Here is a 21,335-nt window from a genome sequence, read left to right as displayed (position 1 = left end):
GATCACACATCGGCGGCCCCTCCCGGCAGCCAGGTGTCCTTGGAACCGCCGCCCTGGGAGGAGTTGACGATCAGGCTGCCGGCCGGTGCGACGCGGGTCAGCGCCGCCGGCGGGACCGTCGCCGTCTCCCCGAGGCAGACAAAGGCCCGCAGGTCGACCACGCGCGGGCTCAGCCGCTCCCCGTCGAAGGTCGGATGCGTCGACAGCCGGACCGTCTCCTGGGCGACCCACCCCTGGGGCGCGGCGAGGATCTTCTCCCTGATCCTGCCGAGCTCCTCGGCGGACGCCTCGGGACCGACGACCACGCCCTGGCCGCCGAATCCGTCCACCGGCTTGACGACCAGCTCGGCCAGCCGGTCGAGCACCTGCTCGCGGTCCGCGGCGTCGCGGCACAGGTAGGTGGTGATGTTGTCGATGAGCGGCTCCTCGCCCAGGTAGTACGCGATGAGGCGGGGCACGTACCGGTACAGGCACTTGTCGTCGGCGACGCCGTTGCCCGGCGCGTTGGCCAGGACGAGCGCGGAGCGTTCGACGGCGTCCATGATCTCCGACCCCAGGGGGCCTTCGAGTAGCTCGTTCTCGTCGACCCGGCGGTAGAGCACGTCGATCCTGCGCCCCGCGGCCTCCAGATGACCGTTCCCGATCTCCAGGTCGGCCGGGACCACCAGGATCGCCCCCATCTCCTCGGCGAGCATCTGGTGCTCGTAGTAGGCGGAGTCGTCCGGTCCCGCCGAGACCACGGCGATGGCCGGCGAGTCGACCGTGCCCGCCGCGAGCAGTGCCTCCCGCAGCGTCCGCAGGCTCTGCCGCGGATCGGCGATCCCCTCGCCGGGGACGAGTTCCGGCAGCAACTCGGCCATCAGGTGCCTGTTGGTCACCGCGTATCCGAGGCCGGAGGGCACCCGCAGGTTGTCCTCGAGCACCGCCCAGCGGCCGGCGTGGTCGCGGACCAGGTCCAGCCCGGCCACGGCGCAGCGCACGGTACCGGGCGGCACCCTCCGCCCGTGCTCGCGATAGCCGGGGGACTCGTCGACCACCCAGGCGGGGAGCACGCCGTCCCCGATGATCTCGCACTCGCCGTACACGTCGTGCAGGAACGCCTCCAGCGCCCGCACCCGCTGCGGCAGTGCCCGCTGGATCTCGGCCCACTCGCCGGGCGGGACCGGCCTCGGGACCAGGTCGAACGGGAAGATCCGGCTCTCGCTCCCGCCCGCCACGTGGAAGGTCATGCCGTTGCGACGCTGGTAGCCGTCGCGGAGCCGCGCCCTGCCACGCAGGCCGCGGGCGCCCAGGCGGTCCAGGACCCGCAGCACCGGCTGGTAGGACTCGCGTACCGTGCCCTCGATGATCGCCTCGTCGCCGGGGGCGTCGTAGCCGTCGAGGAGGCTGGTGTGCATCCTCGGCGTCGGCCCGCCGAAGGCGGTCTCCCACTCCTCGGACCGCGTCTCGGCGATGACGAGGTCGACCACGTCGGCCAGCCGGCCGTCGCGGGCGAACGCCTCGCGCTGGCGGGCCGAGGAGCTTCCCCGCGCCAGCGACTCCCGGACCAGGGACGTGACGAGCTCGATGTCGCCGGACTCCTCCAGCTGTGGCCGCAGGCCGTCCACCATCCTCCAGATCACCTCGGCGGCCGGGCCCGGGGTGCCCTCGACCGGGTCGACGAGCTCGCCCTCCAGCCCTGAGCGCGCCGCCCGCCACGTCGCGGCGCGGACCATCTCCAGCCGGACCGAGCGCTCGGGGCCGTGCTGCACCGCGTCCAGCTCCCTGGCCACCAGCGCCCGGAACAGGCCGGCGATCAGCACGATGTCGCCCACCCTGGGGCAGGCGTCGCACACCCTCAGCTCGATGGTGGGCAGGTGGGCCGAGGGCCGGATGTCGAAATAGATCATGCCGGGGTCGGTGATCACACCGGAGCTCACGAGCTCCCGCACCACCTGGTCGTACTCGGCGGCCGACTCGAACCTGGCCACGGGCCCCGCGGTGGGCCAGCGCTGCCAGAGCAGCGGGCGGTAACTGGCGTATCCGGTATCGGCCCCCAGCCAGTACGGCGAGCTGGAGCTCAGGGCGAGCAGCGGGGGCAGCCAGGGGGCCAGGCGGTGGGCGACGGCCACCGCCAGGTCGCGATCCTCGACGTCGGCGTGGAACTGCGTGCCGCAGATCAGCTGCTCGCGGGTGAGCAGCTGGTAGTCGGCGAGCATCTGCTCGTAGCGGGCGTCCGGAGAGATCTTCAGCGCCGCCAGGTCCACCAGCGGCACGCTCCCCGCCGCCACGATCCCGAGCCCGAGACAGTCCGCCGCCTGGATCACCGTGCGGCGCAGCGCGGTCAGGTCGTGCCCGAGGTCCTCCAGATGCATGAAGGGCCTGCTGTTGGCCTCCACCACCGAACGCTGCAGCTCGTGGGTGAACCGCTCCGCCGGTAACTGCTCCAGCAGAACACCTGCCCGTGGGACGAGGTGCCGGGTGTCGACGTCGACGACGTGGAACTCCTCTTCGACACCGACCGCGATCGGCCCCGCCAGACCCGCCATTTCATCACTCCTGAAGTACGCTGACTCACCGGGGGTTTTGTCCTTTGCCCGAAAAAAGCAGTTCCGCACTTCATGGGCCGCTCCTGAGGGAAACGGAACCGTGAACTCACTCTCTGTGACCGGACGAGGCCCTCTCTCCTACGACCAGGAGGTCCCACCCTGCCCCGCGGGGCCGGGCATCACCGGTCATCGGCGGGGAGCACGGGGACATCCGGCGAGGCCCCCTCGACGAAGGCCGGGGGAACGGCCGGAAAACCTCACCGAGTCTCGGGTGGGTCCTCGGGCGACGGGCCGAAGGTGTCGGGAAAGGCTTGGTCTCCGAGCGTCTCCGGATCGTCCGGTGTGCCGGACGGATCGAGGAGGTGCCTCACCGGCGGCCTGTCGAGGAATGTGGAGACGGCCTCGACCACCCCCTCCCCCAGCGGGCGGAACGCGTCGACCACCGCCTGGGCGGGCGGGCCAAGGCGGCTGCCGACCTCCTGGAGAAGATCTTCCAGCACCTGCGGCAGCGGCGGCACCGGCAGGCCCAGCTGGGACTTGGAGTGAGCCTTCTCCGGCGGCGTCCAGCGCATCGAGTCGTCACTCATGGCGAGCCATTCGTCGACGGCCCCGTCGATGGAATCGAGCACGTGATCGGAATCGTCTGGCATGGCGGCTCCCCTCCTGACCGGGATCCGATAAGACGACGGTACCTCGCCACGCCGCCACCGGGCAGCGGCGGGTCGGCGACGGAAGCCTCGCGGACGGCTTCCGGGCCATCCCATCCCCGGTACGGCGGCGGAAGCTCGATCATCAAAGCCCGCTAAACTGGCATAACCCCCTCAGCTGGGGGAATGAGCTGTCGGTGCTCTCTCAAACTCGTCCCGCCGGCGGGGACACGCTCACCTTCCTCGGCGCGATCATGCGTAACCCCCAGCAGCTGGGTGCGATCGCACCCAGCTCGAAGGCCGTCGCCCGCCTGGCCGCGTCGGTGGTCCCGGCCACTCCCGGAGCCGTGGTCGTCGAACTCGGCGCCGGCGGTGGGGTGATCAGCGACGCGATCCGCGACCGCCTGCCGCCCGGAGGGCGACAGCTCGCCGTGGAGGTCAACGAGAGCATGGTGAGCCATCTGCGACGCAGCAGGCCCTGGCTTGAGGTGATCGCCGCTGACGCGGGGGACCTGGGCAAGCTGCTGAGGCAGGCCGGTCTGTCCCACGCCGACGCGATCGTCTCCTCCCTTCCCTGGACGCTGTTCGAGGAGGCGCGGCAGAGGCGCATCCTTGAGGAGATCTCGGCCTCGCTCATCCCCGGCGGCACCTTCAGCACCATCACGACGCTGACCGTGCTGCCGCTACAGCGCTTCCGGCACTTCCGCGGCCTCATGGAGGACACGTTCACCACCGTCGAAAGCCTGGGCCCGATCTGGCGCAACGTACCACCCGCCCTGGTGTACACCGGGGTCCGGGCGGGTGAGCGGCCGGCGGAAGACGTCTCCGGCGAGCCGGGCGAGGGTTGACCGCCCACCCGGCGGCTCCCGTGCCCGTCGTCACCTTGAGGTCAGAACGGGTCCCGTCCAGACGAGATCGTCCAGGTTGACCACGATGGCATCCTGGGTGCTGCGGGCGATGACCACGATCGCCTCCAGGTCGGGGTCGGGGTTCTCCTCCCGGTGCGGGACGAAGGGCGGCACGAAGATGTAGTCGCCCGGTGTGGTGTCGATGCGCACCTCGACGGGCTCCTCCCCCTCGATGTCGACGAAGACGAACGAGGGGGTGCCGCTGACCACATAGATGGCGGTCTCGGAGTCGCCATGGTGGTGGTTGGCCGAGACGGTGGCCGGTGCCACGTGGGTCTGGCCCATCCACAGGCGGCTGGAGCCGGTGGTGGCTCCGCTGATGGCCGCCCGGCGGTGCATGCCGCCGGTCTGCGCGGTCTCCGAGGTGAGCCCGCCCGGGGTGATGTGGTGCAGGCGGCGGTGGAACGGATCCTCGGGAAGAACTATCGGCATCGGGCACTCCTGGTCCGAGTCGGCGGGATGCGGCACGGGCGCGCCGCAGTCTCATCGTGGTACGACAGCGAGGACTTCACCTCCCAGATCCGCCCCGGCCTGGACCGGCCCGCGGATCCGGCCGGGGTCCGCGGTCACCGTGCTGACAGCTCGCGCGGTCGTGGGGGCCGCCCATCAGGGTGGCCGGTGTGATCATCGCCCCGGCGAAGCGGTCGCGCAGGACGGCGTACGGGTTCATGCCCGGCTGTCCCGGCGGACGTGCACGTCGAGCAGGTCGCGGGTCAACGGGTGCCTGGGCCGGTCGAGAACGCGGGCGACGGAGCCCTGCTCCGTGATCCTCCCCCGCGAGAGGATCACGACGTTGTCCGCCAGCCGTGCGACGACACCCATGTCATGGCTGATCAGCACGAGGGTCAGCCCGAACGTGCGGCGGAGCTCGTCGAGCAGGTCGAGAACGCCGGCCTGGGTGATCATGTCCAGGCCGGAGGTGATCTCGTCACAGACGAGAACCTCAGGGGAGGCGAGCAGCGCGCGGGCGAGCGCCGCGCGCTGGAGCTCCCCGCCGGACAGCCCGGCGGGCCGGCGGGCCACCGAGGCGGGGCCGAGCCCGACGCGTTCGAACATGTCCAGCGCCGCGTCCCGGGCCTCGCCGGCGCTCATGCCCCGCAGCCGTACGGCGGTACGGCTCACCTGGTCGACCACCGCCCGGTTCGGATCGAAGGAGGCGTGCGCGTCCTGGAAGACGTACTGCACTCGGGCCACGTCCTCGCGCGGCCGGCGCGACAGCGACCGTGCCAGTGGCCGCCCGTCGAGCAGCACGGTTCCCCGCGTGGGCTCGTGCAGCCCCGCGACACAGCGCGCGAGGGTGGTCTTCCCGCTTCCCGAACGCCCGACCAGCGCCAGGCATCGCCCGGCGGCCACCCCCAGCGACACGTCCTGAAGCACCGTTACCGAGCGGTGCCTCGCCGTCAGGCCGTCGACGCGGAGCCGGACCGGCATCGGCGGAACCTCCCCGTGAGAAGACGTGCCCACCAGGCCGGGAGGCGGGCTCGGCGGGAGCCGGGCGGCCAGCAGCCGCCGGGTGTAGCCGTGCCGGGGCCGGGTGAGCACGTCCTCGGCCCGGCCGCTCTCCATCACCCGGCCGCCGCGCAGGACGACGACGTGATCGGCGAGCGCGCCTACCACGTCCAGGTCGTGGCTGAGCAGGACCACGGCGATGCCCTGGCGCGCAAGGTCCTTCAGCTCGCCGACGACCTCTCGCTTGGTGATGGCGTCCTGTCCGGTGGTGGGCTCGTCCGCCACGATCACCGACGGGGCCGTCAGGAGCGTCTGGGCGATCACCAGGCGTTGCCGCTGGCCTCCGGAGAGCTGGTGCGGGTAGCGGCGCAACAGGTCCTCACCGGCGGGCAGCTCGACGCGGCGGAGCGCGGACGAGATCCGGTCCGCCTCGCTCTCCCCGGAAGCGCGCCGCCGGGCGACCCGGCATGGGGTCCCTCCCTGCCCGTACACGGCCTCCTGCCGCGCGTGCCGCCGGGCGATCTCGCGCAGCACCGCGCCGACGCGGCGGACCGGATTGAGCACCGACGCGGGATGCTGCGGCAGGTAGCCGACCTTTCCGGCCACCTCGATCGTCCCCGACAGGAGCACACCGGGCGCGTGCTCGCCGAGCAGCGCCCGCCCGATCGTGGTCTTGCCGCTGCCCGAGGCCCCGACCAGGGCGAGCACCCGGCCCGGAGCGAGCTCGAAGGAGACCTCGTCGACCAGCGCGCGGCCTTCGGCCTCGGCGCGCAGCCCCACGACGCGGATCACGTGACCTCCTCGCGGTCCCCCTGCGCCCCGTCGAAGAGCAGGTTCAGCCCGACGGACAGGCTGACGACGAGCAGCGCCGGGGCGACCACCGCCCAGGGCTGGAGAAACATGCCGGTGCGGTTGCGATCGACCATCACCGCCCAGTCGCCGGCGTCCGGGGGGACGCCGACGCCCAGGAAACTCGCCGTCGCGACGAGGTAGAGCGCGCCGACGACACGGACGCCGAGGTCGGCCAGGAGCGTGCGGAGCATCGACCGGCCCACGTACCCGATCGCGCGGTGCCACCAGCTCTCTCCTTGGAGCCGCATCGCCTCCATGGCGGGCCTGGCGGCGATCTCCAGGGCCGCCGCGCGGGAGATCCTGACCACCTCCGGCAAACCGATCACGGCGACGATGCTGATCAGGGTCACCGGTCCGGGCGGCGCGGTGGCGGCCAGCAGGATGAGCAGCAGCAGCGAGGGGATCGCCAGCATCAGGTCCAAGGGCCGCATCAGCAGTTCGTCGAGCCACCGGCGCCGGGTCATCGCGGTCAGCACGCCCAGCGGCGTGCCCACCAGGTAGGCCAGGACGGTGGCGGCCAGCGCGACCACCACGACCGTCCGGCCCCCGACGAGCACCTGCTCCCACACGTCGCGCCCGACGAAGTCCCTGCCCAGGAGGGAACCGGAGCCGAACGGGACGCCGCGCGGGCCCGGCTCGCCCGCGAGCCACGGGCCGGCCAGGGCGATCACCAGTGGAACACCCAGCAACACCCCGCCCAGTCCCCACCTCAGCACCGGCTTCGTTCCGGGTCCGTGCCTCATGTCGCACTCGCGGCACGCGGTGCGAGGCGGAACGCGACGAGGTCGGCGACGAGGTTCACGGCCACGGTGGTGACCGCGAAGACCAGGGCGAGCCCCTGGATCACCGGGATGTCGCGCGCGGAGACCGCGCTCACCAACGAGGTGCCGAGGCCGGGGATGACGAAGACGGCCTCGACGGTGATCACGCCGCCGAACAGCCAGTCGGTGGTCCTGGCGAGTTGCTGCACGGCCGGTGCCACCGCGTTGGGCAGGGCGTGCGCCAGTGTCACCCTCCGGGGGGAGAGTCCGAGCCTGCGGGCGTGGCGGACGTATTCCGAGCGCAGTGCGTCGATCATCCCGGCCCTGACCAGCCTGCTGATCGAGCAGATCGGCCGGGCGAGCAGGATCAGGAGGGGCAGCACCAGCACGGCCGGCTGCGCGAACAGGTTCGGGCCGACGCCCACCGCGGTGGGCGGGAACCAGCCGAGCCGCAGTCCGAACAGCGCGACCAACACCACGGCGAGGGCGAACTCCGGCACCGAGTACAGGGCGATGCCGGCCGAGGTCAGGATCCGGTCGAGAGGGCGGCCCTCGCGGATCGCGGCGACGACGCCGGCGGCCACCGCCAGCGGCACCAGGAGCAGCAGGGTGACGGCCGCGAGCTGGACGGTCGGCCCGGCGGCGTCGGCGAGGAACCCGATGACCGGACGCCCGGCCGTCAGCGACGACCCGAGATCGCCGTGGAGAAGAGCGAGCAGCCAGTCGGCGTAGCGCACCGGCGCGGGCCGGTCGAGCCCCAGCTCCCTGCGGATCCACTCGATCCGCGCCGGATCGGGCGCGTCACCGGCCAGCACCACGGCGGCGTCCCCCGGCAGCGCCTCAGTGAGGGCGAACACCAGCGCGGTGACCGCCACCACCTGCGCCAGGCCCAGCAGCAGACGCCGTACGGCGTACCTCGACAGGCTCACCCGGCGTCCTTTGGGAACGGGAAAGCGCCGGGGCGCCTTTCAACGGCCGGGCGGGGCACCTGGGATCCGCTTTCCGCGCGGGCGGCGCGGCGAGGTGTGGGGGCTTCGAGGCCGCCCTGTCCGGGAACCTCGAAGTGACGGACCCGGACGGCCTTCGCATCGTCGGATGACACGTCAGGCCAGCCAGACCTTGTCGAAGCGCGCCCAGTCGAGGGTGTTGGCCGGGGCGTCGACGACACCGCCCACCCCCGGCGCGGTCGCGACCAGCCAGTCGGCGAAGCCCCAGACGAGGTAGCCGCCCTCGGCGTGCTGCGCGCGCTGCATCTCGGCGTAGACGTCGCGGCGGGCCTTCTCGTCGGCGAGCGAGACGGCTTTGGCGTAGAGCGCGTCGAACTCCGGGCGCCTCCACTTGGTGATGTTGGTCGTGGACGTGCTGAGCAGGCGCTGCGCGAAATGGGACTCGATGGGCATCGCGCCGGAGCGGAAGCAGCACAGGGTGCCCCCGTCGAGGACGTCCCTCCAGTAGGTGTCCTTGTCGCCCATGGCGATCTCGACGTCGAGCCCGGCCTGGCGCATCTGGTCGGCGAAGACGCTTGAGGACTCCACGAATCCGCCGGCCGCCGCGGAGGTGTCGAGCCGCACCTTCAGTCCCTTCGCGCCGGCCTTCTCCACCAGCCACTTCGCCCTGTCCAGGTCTCGGGCGCGCTGCGGGATCTCCTCGGCGTAGTGCTGGTAGCCCTTGCCGAACAGGTCGTTGCCGACCTGCCCCGCTCCGGCCAGCACGGTCTGGACCAGCTGCTCCCTGTCGGCCAGCAGGAACATGGCCTCGCGCAGGTCCCGGTCGTCGAAGGGCGGGCGGTCCAGCTTCATGGCGAAGGCCTGCATGCCGCTGTTGCCGAGCCGGGTCACGGCCAGGCGGTCATCGCCCTGGTAGGTCCGCGCGGTGGTCGCGGTGATGTCGTGGGCATAGTCGGCCTGCCCGCCGAGCAGGGCGTTGACGCGGGCCGACTCCTCGTTGGCGATCAGGTACCGCAGCTCGTCGACGTGCGGCGCGCCCTCCCAGTAGTCGGCGTTGCGCCGCAGCAGCAGGGAGCGGCCCGGTTCGAAGGAGCCGAAGGCGAACGGGCCGGATCCGATCGGTTCGGTGAAGTCCTCGGTGTCCTCCGGGACGACGAACACGCCGAAGGCGGCCAGCACGTTGGGGAACTCGGCGAACGGCTGCCTGAGCGCGAACTCGACGGTGCGGTCGCCGACGGCCCTGCTGGCGGCCAGGTCGATCACCGCCAGGGTGGCCTTGGCACGGAAGGCACGTGCGGGGTCGGCGATCCTGGCGTAGCTGTACAGGACGTCGGCGGCGCGTACCGGCCTGCCGTTGTGGAAGGTCGCCTGACGCAGGGTGACCCGCCACCTGGTGAGGTCGGCGGAGGGCTCCCAGCGCTCGGCGAGGCGGGGCCGGATGGACAGGTCGGGGCCGTAGTCGGCGAGCTTGTCGAACAGCGCCTTGGAGCGCGAGGCCTCGACGAACAGGTTGGACAGGTGCGGGTCCAGAGTCTCCTGGGCACCGCCCCCGGCGAACGCGACACGCAGCCGGCCTCCCTTGCGTGGCTCGCCCGCGGCGGCCTCGGGCGTGGGGCCGGTGCCGCATCCGGTGAGCAGGGCCGCGGACAGCCCGGCGGTGGTGCCGAGGAAACCGCGGCGGTTCAGGGAGTGCATGGTGGAGAGGTCCTTTCGTCGGTCGAGTGGTCGCACGGGCCTCGCAGCCGTGCCACGACGTGGAGCCGGTCGCCGGACAGCGCGGCCGAGAGTTTCGCGCCGGGCGTCCAGGGGGGCTCCGTGCGCGGCCCCGGCCCGTCGAACATGGCCTGCACCTCGAACCCAGCGACGTCGAGGAAGTACTCCAGCTCGCGCGGGAAGAGCAGCCGCCAGGCCGAGCGCTGGTGCAGGGGCCCGGCGCGTCCCGGCCACTCCCAGGTGCGATGGCGGCGGAGCAGCTGGGCGGCGTGGTCGATCCACAGCCTGGTCCGAGAGGTGTACCGCACGTCGTCCCAGAGAACCGACCGGGTTGTGCTTCCCTCCAGCGACTCGGTGTCGCCGAGGAAGAAGGCGCCGTTGCGCATCTCGGCGACGAGCAGCCCGCCCGGCACCAGGTGCGCGCGGCAGCAGGACAGGAACGCGGCCAGGTCGGCGTTCTCGTGGCAGTAGAGCAGCGCGCTGTCCAGGCAGACGATCACGTCGAACCGGCGGCCGAGGTCGAACGACCTCATGTCGGCGTTGACGAACTCCACTCCCGGGTGCCGGCCGCGCGCGTGGGCCAGCATCGGCTCGGAGACGTCCAGGCCCGTGACGGTGTAGCCGTTGCGGGCTAGGTGGCCCGCGTCGCGGCCGGTACCGCAGCCGATGTCCAGCAGCCGGGTCCCGCCGCCGAAGCGGCGGGCGAGGTCGTCGGCGAAACGGGCGGCGAGGTGGCCGGGGTCAGGGAACCGCAGCTCGTACAACTCGGGATTGTCGGTCAGGAAGTTCACGGCCGCGCCGTCCTCTCCGGTACGCCGACGCGGCGTACCGCGATCGCGGACCCCAGCCCGAGCGCCGCGCAAAACGGCCAGGCGAGCCACCCAGCCGTGTCGCCTGCCCAGCCGACGGCGACGTTGCCCGCCGCGGCGACCAGGCCCGAGGCGAGGTAGAACATCCCGAAGTAGGTGCCGGTGACGCCCTCCCTGCCAAAGGCGGGGATCAGCTCCAGCACGAACGGCTGTGCGATCATCACTCCCAGCGCCAGCCCGAACGCGGCGAGCAGCACCGGGATCAGGCCGGGCAGGAGCGGGGCCAGGAAGGCCACACCCATCACCGCCATGCCGAGCGCGATGACGGTGCTCCGGCTGAGGCGGTCCTGCAGCCACCGGGTGACGCGCACCTGCAGCAGAAGGGTGGCAACGGTGGACACCAGGAACAGCCCCGCCACGGAGGCGGCGGAGCCGGTGACGTCCGCCGCGCGCATCGGCAGGATCAGGTAGAGCTGGTTCTGCAGCGCGAACATCCCGCTCAGCGCCAGCGTGAAGGCGATGAACCGGCGGTTGGCCAGGCACTCCCGCCAGTCGCCGAGAACCGACCCCTCGGCGGGCGGGACGGTTCGCGGCGGGAGAGTCAGCGCCTGCGCCACCGTCAGCCCGGCGAAGATCAACGCGGCGGCGACGGCCGCCACCCGAAAGTCGACCAGCAGCAGCGCGCCGCCCAGCAACGGGCCCAGCAGCGCCCCGGTGTTGGCGAACACGTTGAACAGGGAGAACACCTCCGCGCGGCGGTCGCCCGCCTCGGTGGCGAGGTAGGAGCGTACGGCCGGGTTGAACAGCGCTCCGGCCAGGCCGGACAGGACCGAGGCTCCGAGCAGCACGGGTAGCGAGCCGTCGATCGCGAAGAGGCCGAAGCCGGCGGCGCGCAGGGCGCACCCCGCGATGATGACCGTCCGCGCGCCGAACCTGTCGGAGGCCGTCCCGCCGATCAGGAACAGGCCCTGCTGGCTGAGATTGCGCGCACCGAGCACCACTCCCACGACCGTGGCCGACAGCCCGAGGCCTCCGCCGAGGTAGCCGGCGAGATAGGGAACCAGCAGGTAGAAACCAGTGTTGACGCCCATCTGGTTGACCAGGAGGAGTCGCACGGAGAGCGGGAAGGACCGGAACGCCTTCATGTCACCGGCCTGACGCCGAGGCCCCGGCGGCCGGAGAGCCTCAGCACGCCGTTCTCACCGCCGATGCCGGTCCAGGGGTCTCGGGCCAGCAGCAGGTGCCCGTCGAGGTCGACCCAGCGGGCGTGCCCTGCCAGGTGTGCGGCCGGGGCGATGCCGAGCGAGCTGGACACCAGGCAGCCCAGCATGACGTCCATACCGTGGCGCCGCGCCGCGTCGATGACGCCGAGCGCGGCCAGCACGCCGCCGCACCTGGCGAGCTTGACGTTGACCCCTTGGACGGCTCCCGCCAGCCGCTCGACCTCGGCCACTCCCCCGGCGTCCTCGTCGGCGATGACCGGCATCGGGGATCGCCTGGAAACCCAGGCGAGCAGGTCTGGACGGCCCGGCGGAATGGGCTGCTCGACGGCGTTCACGTAGGGCATCCGCTCCAGCAGCCCGACGGCACGCTCGGCACTCCAGGCGCCGTTCGGGTCGAGTAGCAGGCGCGCGCCGGGGGCGGCGGCCCTGACCGCGGCGACCCGCGCGACATCGTCGTCCGGGTCGGGCGACCCGGCCTTGATCTTCAGCACGGTGAACCCACGGGCGTGCAGGCGGCGCGCGGCCGCGGCCGCCCGCTCCGGTTCGCAGATCCCGATCGTGTACGCCGTGGGCACCGGCCGCCAGCCGGGACACCCTGCGAGCCGGTGGACGGGCAGCCCGTCGCGCTTGCCCACCAGGTCCAGCACGGCGGCGTCGAGGCCGGCGAGCACCCCCGGCGGGCATGACAGGCCCGGCAGCTCCGCGAGCAGCGTCTCCGGGTCCGGCCAGGTGTGCAGTCCCTCCAGTGCGGCCACCACGCGGGGCGTGTCCAGGCCCAGGTAGGCGCTGGTCACGATCTCGCCGTACCCGGTCGTCCCGTCGTGGTGGAGTGCGATCCTGACGGCGTCGCGCGCGGACATCACCGAGCGGGCGATCCGGAAGGGCTCGCCCAACCGCAACGGGACGATCTCCCAGTCGAGCCTCATCCCGGAACCTCCACCGCGCACAGCGGGTCGGCGACCTGACGGCAGCGCGCCCAGCCCGCCACCTCGGCGGCCCCCGGGGTGGCGATCTCCAGGGGGCGGGTCGCCAGGTGCCCGGCCAGTCCGCGAGCGCGGCGGTAGTCGTCGTTGAAGATCGAGTCGAGGTAGCGGTGCGGCCCGTCGGGGAACACGGTCACCACGCGGGCGCCCGCCTCCACCCTCGCGGCCCAGGCCGCGACGAGCGCGACCGCCCCCGTGCTCCAGCCCCCGGTGACGAAGGCGTGCCTGGCGAGGCGGCGACAGGCGTCGGCGGCCTCCGCGGGCCCGACCCAATGCACCTCGTCGAACTCCTCGTAGGCGACGTTGCGCGGGTGGATGCTGCTGCCGAGCCCGCGCATGAGGCGGGGACGCGCGGGCTGCCCGAAGATCGTCGAGCCGACCGCGTCGACCCCGATAAGCCGTACTCCGGGCCAGTGGCGGCGGAGCTCGGAGATCACGCCCGCGCTGTGCCCGCCGGTCCCGACGCTGCAAACGAGTACGTCGGCCACGCCCAGCTGGCCGACCAGCTCTCGCGCCAGAGAGGCGTATCCGGCGCGGTTGTCGAGATTGTGATATTGGTTCGGCCAGTACGCCCCGGGCATCCGGCCCACGACCCGAGCGAGCCGGTCCAGCCGGGCCTGCTGCCACCCGCCCACCGGGTGTGGCCGGTCGACGGTCTCCAGGCGGGCGCCGTACGCGACCAGCAGGGCCCGCATGCTCGGCTCCAGCTCGGCGTCGACGACGAGCACCACCGGATGGCCGAGGGCCTGTCCCGCGAAGGCCAGCCCGACGCCGAGGGTTCCGCTGGTGGACTCCACCACCGGTGCCCCCGGCCCGAGCTCGTTCCTGGCCCGTGCCCCGAGCAGCATGGAGACCGCGGCCCTGGCCTTCATGCCGCCCGCGCCGAGCCCTTCGAGCTTCGCCCAGAAACCTGGGTGGGGGTGGGGCAGCGGGGTCCTGATCCGGGTGACGGGGGTGTTGCCCAGCAGGGCGAGCAGGTCGGGTGCGGAGTTCACCTCGTCCCCTCCGTCCGGTAGCGGTAGATGACGGTCGGACCGCCGTCCAGCCAGAAGAACGGGTACGGCTCCGCCGAGACGGCGGTGACCCCGGCACCGACGAACCGCCGGAGCACGGCGCTGCCGGTCTGTGCGAAAAGCACCAGGGGCTTGCCGGTGCCGCGCGCGTGGCGCAGCAGTGAGTCGAAGGTCCCGTTGCCCAGCGTCATGCCCGAGGCCAGCACGGCGTCGCAGCCGTCCAGCGCCGCCTCGGCCTCGGTCACGTGCGGCTCGCCCCATTCGGTCTCGCCGCCCTTGAGGTCGCACGGCACGTAACGGATGCCGCGTTCCCGCAGGCGGTGCAGGAGGGAGTTGACCACGCCGACCACCAGTACCCGCCCTCTGGGGGGTGTGGGGAGGAGGTCCACCACCGCGGCCGCCCTGGCCAGCGACTTGTCCAGGGAGGAGCCCGCGGGCACGGTCACCGCGTCGGCGGGGTCGTGGGGGTGCTCGTGCGTCAGGTAGGCGTCCAGGGCGGCCACGCGCACCGCGGCCAGCGGGTGCGACAGCAGCGTGGCCACGTCGCGGCCCACGCAGTCGTACACCGCGTCGTCGGGTATCTCGTCCGGCTCCACCGCGCAGGACCCCACCGCCCCGCCCAGCCGGAGGCTGATCACGTGATTGCGGTAGCCGCGGTCCCGGGTGGCGTGGTGCGTCCCCTGCTTGGTGACGAGGCCGGCGCTGATTCGCCACCGGGCGGGATCGGAGCCCGCGCCGCCCGCCAGCACGTCCGCCACCAGCTCGTCCAGACCGCTCACCGCCGCCGGTTTCACGCGTATTCCACGGTCAGGCCGGCCACGAGACGCTCGGCCCGGGAGCGGGCGCCCAGTCCCGCGGTGTCCGCGACCATCACATGGCCGAGGTAGCCGTTGTTGCTCGTCGGCTCGCCCGCGAGGAATCCAGGGGCCTTGACCTGCCATTCGACGACGTCACCGGCCTCGGCCAGCCGACGGATGCCGTGAACCGCGGAGAGCGTCCCCGGCCCCGGAGGGAGCAGGAAGGCGATGGCCGCGCTGCGTACCCCGGTGTCGGCGGGGGCCAGCCGGGGCCGCTCGCCCAGTGCGAGCTGGGCGTAGGCCGTCGGTATGTCGACGCCTGTCACCCTCCGGACCAGCTCGGTGATCTGGTTTCCCGCGGGCCGGGGGTTGATCTCGACCACCCGCGGGCCGTCCGGGGTCAGCTTCAGCTCGGTGTGGGCCACGCCGTGATCCAGACCGACCGCGGCCAGCGCGGCGAGCGCCGCCTCCCCGGCGGACCGCACCGTGTCGGGGTCGAGCGCGGCGGGGAACATGTGGCCGCTCTCCACGAACCACGGCTCGCCGGTGAGGCTCTTGTCGGTGATCCCGACGATGGCGGTCTCACCTTCGAAGGCGACCGACTCGACGCTGATCTCAGGGCCGGTCAGGACCTCCTCAAGCAGGACGACGGGCAGCCGCGGCTGCCGGCGCGCGTTGACGGGGAAGCCCTCCAGCGCCAGGTAGGCCTCCCGGAGCTGCTCCCGATCGTCCACCCTGCGCACGTACATCCCGGCGCACAGGTCGACCGGTTTGATCACCAGCGGATAGCCCATCTCTCCGGCGCGCGAGGCCGTCTCCGGCCATCCGCTCGTGACGGCGAAGGCCGGTCCCGGCAGCCCGGCCTTCCTCAGCGCCTCCCGGGTGAGGTCCTTGCGGCAGGCGCGTTCCACGGCTTCCGGCCCGGCTCCGGGCAGCCCCAGACGGGAGGCGAGCCGGGCGGCCGTCGCAAGGTAGTAGTCGCACGAGGAGATCACTCCGTCGAAGCCGAAGACCTCGTGCAGCCGCTCGACGTGACTCAGCAGAGCCGGGACGTCGTTGGTCTCCGCGGTCACCACGTTGTCGGCCGCGAGCAGGGGGTGCGCGAAGAACCCGGACGGGGCGCGCAGGTAGTGGTGCAGATCGCGGGTGAGGAAGGTGAACCGGTGGCCCGCCTCCCGGATCGCCCGGGGAAGAAGGGAGCTCATCGCCCCCACCCAGCTCTCGACCATCAGCAGATGTCCCAAAACGCCTCCTTAGCCATAGGCCGGACAAAAGAGAATGATAATGACTTTCATTTTCTTTGCAACCTCATGGGGCACCGCCGGTCCGGCCTCTCGCATCTGCGCGGATAAAGCCTCCGATCTCCACCGAATCTGCACAGAAGACCGTTACGCTCCCGGTTCATGATCAGATCGAGATGGGTGGGCCTGCTGCTGGTCTGGCCGATGGTGCTGCCGTTCGCGGTGTGGGCGGTGCTCAGGACCGGTGGGTGGACCCCGGTGTGGCAGTGGGTCCCCCTGGTGGCCTTCACCCCGTACGCGGCGGTGGCCTCGGTGATCCCGCTGCTCCTGGCCCTGGGGCTGCGCCGCTGGGCGGCCGCGGCCCTCGCCCTGGTCACCGGCGCGGTGCTGGCGACGGCCGTGCTCCCCCGCTACTTCGCCGACGGCGACCAGCCCGCCTCGGACGAGCGGCTCCGGGTGCTCGCCGCGAACCTGGCCGTCGGCGCGGGAGACACCGACGCCCTGATGGATCTCGTGCGCTCCCTCGATCCGGACGTGCTGGCCCTCCAGGAGCTCACCCCCGCCGCACGCGAGCGCCTGGAGGCGGCCGGCCTGCGCAAGCGCATGCCCCATGTGGTGGATCGCGCGGTCGGCGGGGTACACGGCTCCGGCATCTACTCCAGGCATCCCATCACCGAGAAACCCCTGATCGCGCTGGGCAGGTTCCGGCAGGCACGGGGGGTGATCAGGCATCCGAGCGGCCACGAGATCGAGGTCGTCTCGGTCCACCCCTGCGCGCCCAGGTACGACTACAAGGTCTGGTGCTGGGACGAGGGGCTGCGGGCACTGCCCAGGGCGGGCGGGCAGCTGCGGGTACTGGCCGGCGACTTCAACGCCACCCTCGACCACGGGCTGGTACGCGACCTGCTCGGCAGCGGCTACCGCGACGCGGCCGACGTCACCGGGAACGGCCTGATCCCCACCTGGCCACAGCAGGGCTGGGAGCCCCTGCCCGGTGTGACGATCGACCATGTGCTCGCCGACTCGCGCATGGCGGTCAACAGCTTCGGCGTCCACCCCCTGCCGGACACCGACCACCGCCCGGTCTTCGCCGAACTCGGCCTGCCCCGGTTCCCGGGTCGCTGAGCCAGGCCGGGCCCATCACGGTCCGCGGCAGCGCGGCGGACCGGCCTCTGGTTCAGGGTCAATGTCGCCAGGTCATGCCGCCGCCCCTTTTTCCCGCCGTCTTTCCCACTGGGTACGGGTGACCGTTTTCTCGGCTCCCGGCTGAAAGCCAGCGGCCGAGAGCGCCTTCAGGACCTGCGACGTCCACACCGACGGGATCACTCTGGAGGTCCGGCTGACCAAGCGCGACGCGGCCTGAGTCTCGCCTTCCGCGGAGACGGAGACACCGCGACGGTCCCCGGCGAGGTTCGGGCCGGGGACCGGTTCGTGCCCTCCCACAGGATCCGGGCCGCGCTCCGGGGAAGGGCCCGGGGTCATCGGCCTCACTGACCTGGCGGTTACAGGATGGGAGCCGTCGCATCAATTGCCGACCCCGTACTCGGGCACGGAAACTGAATGGTCGCCCGCGCCGTGCGGGTGAGGGTGATCCGACGGGGCGTCCACCTGGAACGGTGGTGCGGGAGAACGGTTGAGCGGGGATGGGCCTCCGGTTCGCCATGCCCTGGAGCGGCGATCACCTGGCGTGAGCACCGTGAGGAGCGTGCCGCCTGTTGATGCCCCCTGATACTTCGGACACAGAGTCCCGAACCCGACAGTCCCCACCCCTCCCCCGCCTCCGCGGGGCCCGCTCCCTGTGGCGGTTGAAGTCCTACCTGCGCCCCTACGCCACCCGCCTGGTCGTCATCTGGGTGCCGGCCTTCGCCGCGGTCGGGATCGGCATCGCCATCCCGCTGATCGGCAGAGAGATCATCGACGGCCCCGTCGCCCGGGGTGACAGCGAGGCACTGCTCCCCCTCGCACTGCTCGCCCTGGGGCTGGGCATGGCCGAGGCGCTGCTCGTCTTCCTGCGGCGGTGGCTGCTGGCCGACGCGGTCCTGGGCCTGGAGACCAGCATCCGCGACGATTTCTACAACCACCTGCAGCGGCTGCCGATGGGTTTCCACGCCTCCTGGCAGTCGGGCCAGCTGCTGTCCCGGGCGACGACCGACCTGTCGGCCATCCGGCGTTTTCTCGGCTTCGGCCTGCTCTTCCTCGTCCTGGTCACCGTCCAGATCGTGACGGTGACCGGGCTGCTGCTCCGTATGTACTGGCCGCTCGGGCTGCTGGTCGTCGTCTCCGCGGTGCCGATCGTGCTCACCTCGCTGCACTTCGAGCGCAGGTACATCCTCATCTCCCGCCGGGTCCAGGACGAGCAGGGCGACCTCGCCACCGTCGTCGAGGAGTCGGCGGCCGGCATCCGGACGATCAAGGCGTTCGGCCGCGGCCGGCATGTCTCGGGGATCTTCGAGGAGGGAGCGGTGAAGATCTACGGGACCTCGATGGAGAAGGTCCGCCTGTCCGCGAGGTTCTTCACCTTTCTTGAGGTGATCCCGAACATCACCCTCGCGCTCGTGCTGCTGCTCGGCGCCCTGGCGGTCGGCTCCGGCACCCTGACGCTGGGCACGCTGGTGGCCTTCGCCACCCTGATGCTGCAACTGGTCTGGCCCATCTCGGCGCTCGGCTTCATTCTGACCACGGGCCAGGAGGCGATGACCGCGGCGGACCGGGTGATGGAGGTGCTCGACACCGAACCGGAGATCGTCGGGGGCACCCGCGTGATCGAGCGTCCCCGCGGACACCTGCGTTTCGAGGGCACGGGGTTCCGCTTCCCCGGCGCCGCCGAGCCGGTGCTTCACGATGTCTGGCTGGAGGTGCGACCGGGGGAGACGGTGGCGGTCGTGGGCGCGACGGGGTCGGGCAAGACCACCCTGACCTCCCTGGTACCGCGACTGTACGACGTGAGCACGGGCCGGATCACGATCGACGGCGTCGACGTCCGCGACCTGCCGCTGCCCGAGCTGCGCTCGCTGGTCGCCACCGCCTTCGAGGAGCCGACGCTGTTCTCGATGAGCGTCAGGGAGAACCTCACGCTGGGGCGGCACGACGCGACCGAGGAGGAGATCGCGGCCGCGCTGCGGATCGCCCAGGCCGGATTCGCGTACGAGCTGCCGTGGGGCCTGGAGACCAGGATCGGCGAGCAGGGCATGTCCCTGTCCGGCGGCCAGCGCCAGCGGCTCGCACTGGCCAGGGCGGTTCTCAGCCGCCCCAGGATCCTCGTGCTGGACGACACCCTGTCGGCCCTGGACGTCGAGACCGAGGCCTTGGTCGAGCAGGCGCTGCGGCACGTACTGCGCGAGGCGACCGGCATAGTCGTCGCCCACCGGGCCTCCACGGTGCTGCTCGCCGACCGGGTGGCCCTGCTGCTGGACGGCACGATCGCGCACGTCGGCCGGCACCACGAGCTCATGGCGAGCGTGCCCGAATACCGCGCGCTGCTGTCCGCCGACCCCGACGCGGAGGAGGCGCGGCTGTGAGCGGCACGACTCCCCCGGCGGAGACCTCCGCGAAGATCCCGGCAGAGACCGGGAACGGCTCCCGGGAGTGGCGCGGGGTCGCCGCCGAGAACCAGGACGAGTTGTCGGAACAGGTGTCGTTCCTGCTGCGCAGCAGGTCCAGACGGCTGCTGGGTGAGCTGCTGCGCCCGTACCGCAGGAAGATCGCCCTGCTTGTCGCGATCATCGTGACCTGCAACGTCGCCTCGCTCGCCATCCCCTACCTGGTCAAGGTGGGCATCGACGCGGGCATCCCGCCGATGGTCGCGGGCGCGGGGCCGGGGACGCTGGTGACCGTCGTCTCGGCGATCCTGGCCGCGGCGGTCATCCAGCTGGTGACCCGGCAGGTGTTCCTCAGGATGGCCGGACGCATCGGCCAGAGCATCCTGCTGGAGCTGCGGCGACGGGTCTTCCGCCACTTCCAGAGACTGTCGCTGTCGTTTCACGACGACTACACCTCGGGCCGGGTCGTCTCCCGCCTCACCTCCGACATCGACGCCATCTCCGAGATGCTCCAGTCGGGCTTCGACGATCTCGTCACCGCCGTGCTGACGCTGGTCGGCACGGCGGTCCTGCTGCTCGTCCTGGACGTCCACCTCGGCGTGGTCGCGCTGCTGCCGCTGCCGATCCTGGCGCTGTTCACCAACTGGTTCCGGCGGCAGTCGAGCATCGTGTACCGCAGGACCCGGGAGGCCGTGGCCCTGGTGATCGTCCATTTCGTGGAGTCGATGGCCGGCATGCGCGCGGTCCAGGCGTTCCGCAGGGAGCCTCGCAACCAGACGATCTTCGCCCAGCTGAACGCCGACTACCGGGCCGCCAACCTGCGGGGCTCACAGCTGATCGCGGTCTTCTCGCCGGGCGTCAAGCTGATCGGGAACGTGACGGTCGCGGCGGTCCTGCTCTACGGCGGCATGCTGGCGATCCAGGGCGGGGTCACGGTGGGCGTGCTGGCCGCGTTCCTGCTCTACCTGCGCCAGTTCTACGAGCCCATGCAGGAGATTTCGCAATTCTATAACACGTTCCAGTCGGCGGGGGCGGCGCTGGAGAAGCTCTCCGGCGTACTGCAGGAGCGCCCCTCGGTGGCCGAGCCCGGCGACCCGGTGATCCTGGAGCGCCCGCGCGGCCGGATCGAGTTCCAGCACGTGGAGTTCTCCTACCTGGACGGCACCCCGGTACTGCCCCGGCTGGACCTGGTGGTCCCCGCCGGGCAGACCGTGGCGCTGGTCGGCACCACCGGGGCGGGCAAGACCACGCTGGCGAAACTGGTCGCCAGGTTCTACGACCCGGTGGCGGGGCGGGTGCTGCTGGACGGGATCGACCTGCGCGACCTCGGCGAGGAGCCACGGCACGCCGCGATCGTCCTGGTAACACAGGAGAACTTCCTGTTCAGCGGTTCGGTGGCGGACAACATCAGGTTCGGCCGGCCGGGCGCGAGCATGACCGACGTGGTGGCCGCGGCCCGGTCGGTCGGCGCCGACGCGTTCGTCTCGGCGCTTCCCGAGGGGTACGACACCCAGGTCGGCAAGCAGGGGGGGCGGCTGTCGGCCGGGCAGCGGCAGTTGGTGGCGTTCGCCAGGGCGTTTCTGGCCGACCCCGCGGTGCTGATCCTCGACGAGGCGACGTCCAGCCTGGACGTCGCCGGCGAGCGGCTGGTGCAGCGGGCGATGCAGACGATCCTGGCGGACCGGACCGCCCTGATCATCGCGCACCGCCTGTCGACCGTCGAGATCGCCGACCGGGTGCTGGTGATGGACGGCGGCAGGATCGTCGAGGACGGCCCACCGGGCGAGCTCGCCGGGCGGGCGGGCCGCTACGCCGGCCTGCACCGCGCCTGGCTCGACAGCATCTCCGACCGCCGGGACCTTCCCGACTGACCCGTCCGCCCGTGCCGGGAGACCGGTGGTGCGGTGGCCCGATATCGGGCCACC

At 71.9% G+C, this 21,335-nt stretch carries 17 protein-coding genes; 4 read left to right on the top strand and 13 right to left on the bottom strand.

What is annotated here, in order from left to right:
- Nucleotides 1–2: 2 nt before the first annotated feature.
- Complete coding sequence (locus tag ABT130_RS35875) at nt 3–2,528, bottom strand: glutamate--cysteine ligase (RefSeq protein ID WP_350963197.1); 2,526 nt, start codon at nt 2,526–2,528, stop codon at nt 3–5.
- A 257-nt stretch (nt 2,529–2,785) separates the two neighbouring features.
- Complete coding sequence (locus tag ABT130_RS35870; RefSeq protein ID WP_350963195.1) at nt 2,786–3,178, bottom strand: RNA-binding protein; 393 nt, start codon at nt 3,176–3,178, stop codon at nt 2,786–2,788.
- A gap of 194 nt (nt 3,179–3,372) precedes the next feature.
- Here ABT130_RS35870 and ABT130_RS35865 point away from each other — a divergent pair, with 194 nt between their 5' ends.
- Nucleotides 3,373–4,023 (top strand): class I SAM-dependent methyltransferase, encoded by a 651-nt coding sequence (locus tag ABT130_RS35865; RefSeq protein WP_350963192.1) that lies wholly within the window; start codon nt 3,373–3,375, stop codon nt 4,021–4,023.
- A gap of 30 nt (nt 4,024–4,053) precedes the next feature.
- On the opposite strand, the gene ABT130_RS35860 is transcribed toward ABT130_RS35865, so the two are convergent.
- From ABT130_RS35860 to ABT130_RS35810, 11 genes are all read right to left on the bottom strand, one after another.
- Nucleotides 4,054–4,515: a cupin domain-containing protein gene (locus tag ABT130_RS35860; RefSeq protein WP_350929973.1), complete on the bottom strand. Its 462-nt coding sequence runs from the start codon at nt 4,513–4,515 to the stop codon at nt 4,054–4,056.
- 234 nt (nt 4,516–4,749) lie between these two features.
- On the bottom strand, nt 4,750–6,324 hold the full coding sequence (locus ABT130_RS35855) for an ABC transporter ATP-binding protein (RefSeq protein WP_350963189.1): 1,575 nt from the start codon (nt 6,322–6,324) through the stop codon (nt 4,750–4,752).
- A complete protein-coding gene (locus tag ABT130_RS35850) occupies nt 6,321–7,127 on the bottom strand; it encodes an ABC transporter permease (protein ID WP_350963186.1) in 807 nt (268 codons plus the stop codon). The genes ABT130_RS35855 and ABT130_RS35850 overlap by 4 nt, the downstream gene beginning before the upstream one ends.
- Nucleotides 7,124–8,074, bottom strand: coding sequence for an ABC transporter permease (locus ABT130_RS35845; protein ID WP_350929976.1), 951 nt, complete (start codon nt 8,072–8,074; stop codon nt 7,124–7,126). The genes ABT130_RS35850 and ABT130_RS35845 overlap by 4 nt, the downstream gene beginning before the upstream one ends.
- A gap of 174 nt (nt 8,075–8,248) precedes the next feature.
- Nucleotides 8,249–9,787, bottom strand: coding sequence for an ABC transporter substrate-binding protein (locus ABT130_RS35840; protein ID WP_350963183.1), 1,539 nt, complete (start codon nt 9,785–9,787; stop codon nt 8,249–8,251).
- Nucleotides 9,775–10,596, bottom strand: coding sequence for a class I SAM-dependent methyltransferase (locus tag ABT130_RS35835; RefSeq protein ID WP_350963180.1), 822 nt, complete (start codon nt 10,594–10,596; stop codon nt 9,775–9,777). Before ABT130_RS35835 ends, ABT130_RS35840 begins: the two co-directional genes overlap by 13 nt.
- Nucleotides 10,593–11,759 carry an MFS transporter gene (locus ABT130_RS35830; RefSeq protein WP_350963177.1) on the bottom strand — a complete coding sequence of 389 codons (1,167 nt, stop codon included), beginning with the start codon at nt 11,757–11,759 and terminating at the stop codon, nt 10,593–10,595. The genes ABT130_RS35835 and ABT130_RS35830 overlap by 4 nt, the downstream gene beginning before the upstream one ends.
- Complete coding sequence (locus ABT130_RS35825; protein WP_350963174.1) at nt 11,756–12,763, bottom strand: enolase C-terminal domain-like protein; 1,008 nt, start codon at nt 12,761–12,763, stop codon at nt 11,756–11,758. The genes ABT130_RS35830 and ABT130_RS35825 overlap by 4 nt, the downstream gene beginning before the upstream one ends.
- Complete coding sequence (locus tag ABT130_RS35820; RefSeq protein WP_350929981.1) at nt 12,760–13,815, bottom strand: PLP-dependent cysteine synthase family protein; 1,056 nt, start codon at nt 13,813–13,815, stop codon at nt 12,760–12,762. Before ABT130_RS35820 ends, ABT130_RS35825 begins: the two co-directional genes overlap by 4 nt.
- Nucleotides 13,812–14,627: a Rossmann-like domain-containing protein gene (locus tag ABT130_RS35815; RefSeq protein ID WP_350963172.1), complete on the bottom strand. Its 816-nt coding sequence runs from the start codon at nt 14,625–14,627 to the stop codon at nt 13,812–13,814. The genes ABT130_RS35820 and ABT130_RS35815 overlap by 4 nt, the downstream gene beginning before the upstream one ends.
- Nucleotides 14,624–15,874: an ATP-grasp domain-containing protein gene (locus ABT130_RS35810; protein WP_350963169.1), complete on the bottom strand. Its 1,251-nt coding sequence runs from the start codon at nt 15,872–15,874 to the stop codon at nt 14,624–14,626. The genes ABT130_RS35815 and ABT130_RS35810 overlap by 4 nt, the downstream gene beginning before the upstream one ends.
- A gap of 159 nt (nt 15,875–16,033) precedes the next feature.
- Between ABT130_RS35810 and ABT130_RS35805 the strand changes: the two genes are divergently transcribed.
- From ABT130_RS35805 to ABT130_RS35795, 3 genes are all read left to right on the top strand, one after another.
- Complete coding sequence (locus ABT130_RS35805; RefSeq protein ID WP_350963167.1) at nt 16,034–16,996, top strand: endonuclease/exonuclease/phosphatase family protein; 963 nt, start codon at nt 16,034–16,036, stop codon at nt 16,994–16,996.
- 680 nt (nt 16,997–17,676) lie between these two features.
- Nucleotides 17,677–19,389: an ABC transporter ATP-binding protein gene (locus ABT130_RS35800; RefSeq protein WP_350963164.1), complete on the top strand. Its 1,713-nt coding sequence runs from the start codon at nt 17,677–17,679 to the stop codon at nt 19,387–19,389.
- Nucleotides 19,386–21,281 carry an ABC transporter ATP-binding protein gene (locus ABT130_RS35795; protein ID WP_350963162.1) on the top strand — a complete coding sequence of 632 codons (1,896 nt, stop codon included), beginning with the start codon at nt 19,386–19,388 and terminating at the stop codon, nt 21,279–21,281. Before ABT130_RS35800 ends, ABT130_RS35795 begins: the two co-directional genes overlap by 4 nt.
- Nucleotides 21,282–21,335: the final 54 nt, after the last annotated feature.

Origin of the sequence: Streptosporangium sp. NPDC001681 (genome assembly GCF_040298085.1) — a bacterium.
GTDB lineage: Bacteria > Actinomycetota > Actinomycetes > Streptosporangiales > Streptosporangiaceae > Streptosporangium.
Note: the sequence above shows the minus strand (reverse complement) of the source record. Positions and strands in the feature narration are given on the sequence as shown.

Bases quoted from the DNA above. Each gene is read 5' to 3' on its own strand.
- ABT130_RS35875 (WP_350963197.1), bottom strand. From the start codon at position 2,528: ATGGCGGGTCTGGCGGGGCCGATCGCGGTCGGTGTCGAAGAGGAGTTC.
- ABT130_RS35840 (WP_350963183.1), bottom strand. From the start codon at position 9,787: ATGCACTCCCTGAACCGCCGCGGTTTCCTCGGCACCACCGCCGGGCTG.
- ABT130_RS35825 (WP_350963174.1), bottom strand. From the start codon at position 12,763: ATGAGGCTCGACTGGGAGATCGTCCCGTTGCGGTTGGGCGAGCCCTTC.
- ABT130_RS35850 (WP_350963186.1), bottom strand. From the start codon at position 7,127: ATGAGGCACGGACCCGGAACGAAGCCGGTGCTGAGGTGGGGACTGGGC.
- ABT130_RS35860 (WP_350929973.1), bottom strand. From the start codon at position 4,515: ATGCCGATAGTTCTTCCCGAGGATCCGTTCCACCGCCGCCTGCACCAC.
- ABT130_RS35830 (WP_350963177.1), bottom strand. From the start codon at position 11,759: ATGAAGGCGTTCCGGTCCTTCCCGCTCTCCGTGCGACTCCTCCTGGTC.
- ABT130_RS35805 (WP_350963167.1), top strand. From the start codon at position 16,034: ATGATCAGATCGAGATGGGTGGGCCTGCTGCTGGTCTGGCCGATGGTG.
- ABT130_RS35870 (WP_350963195.1), bottom strand. From the start codon at position 3,178: ATGCCAGACGATTCCGATCACGTGCTCGATTCCATCGACGGGGCCGTC.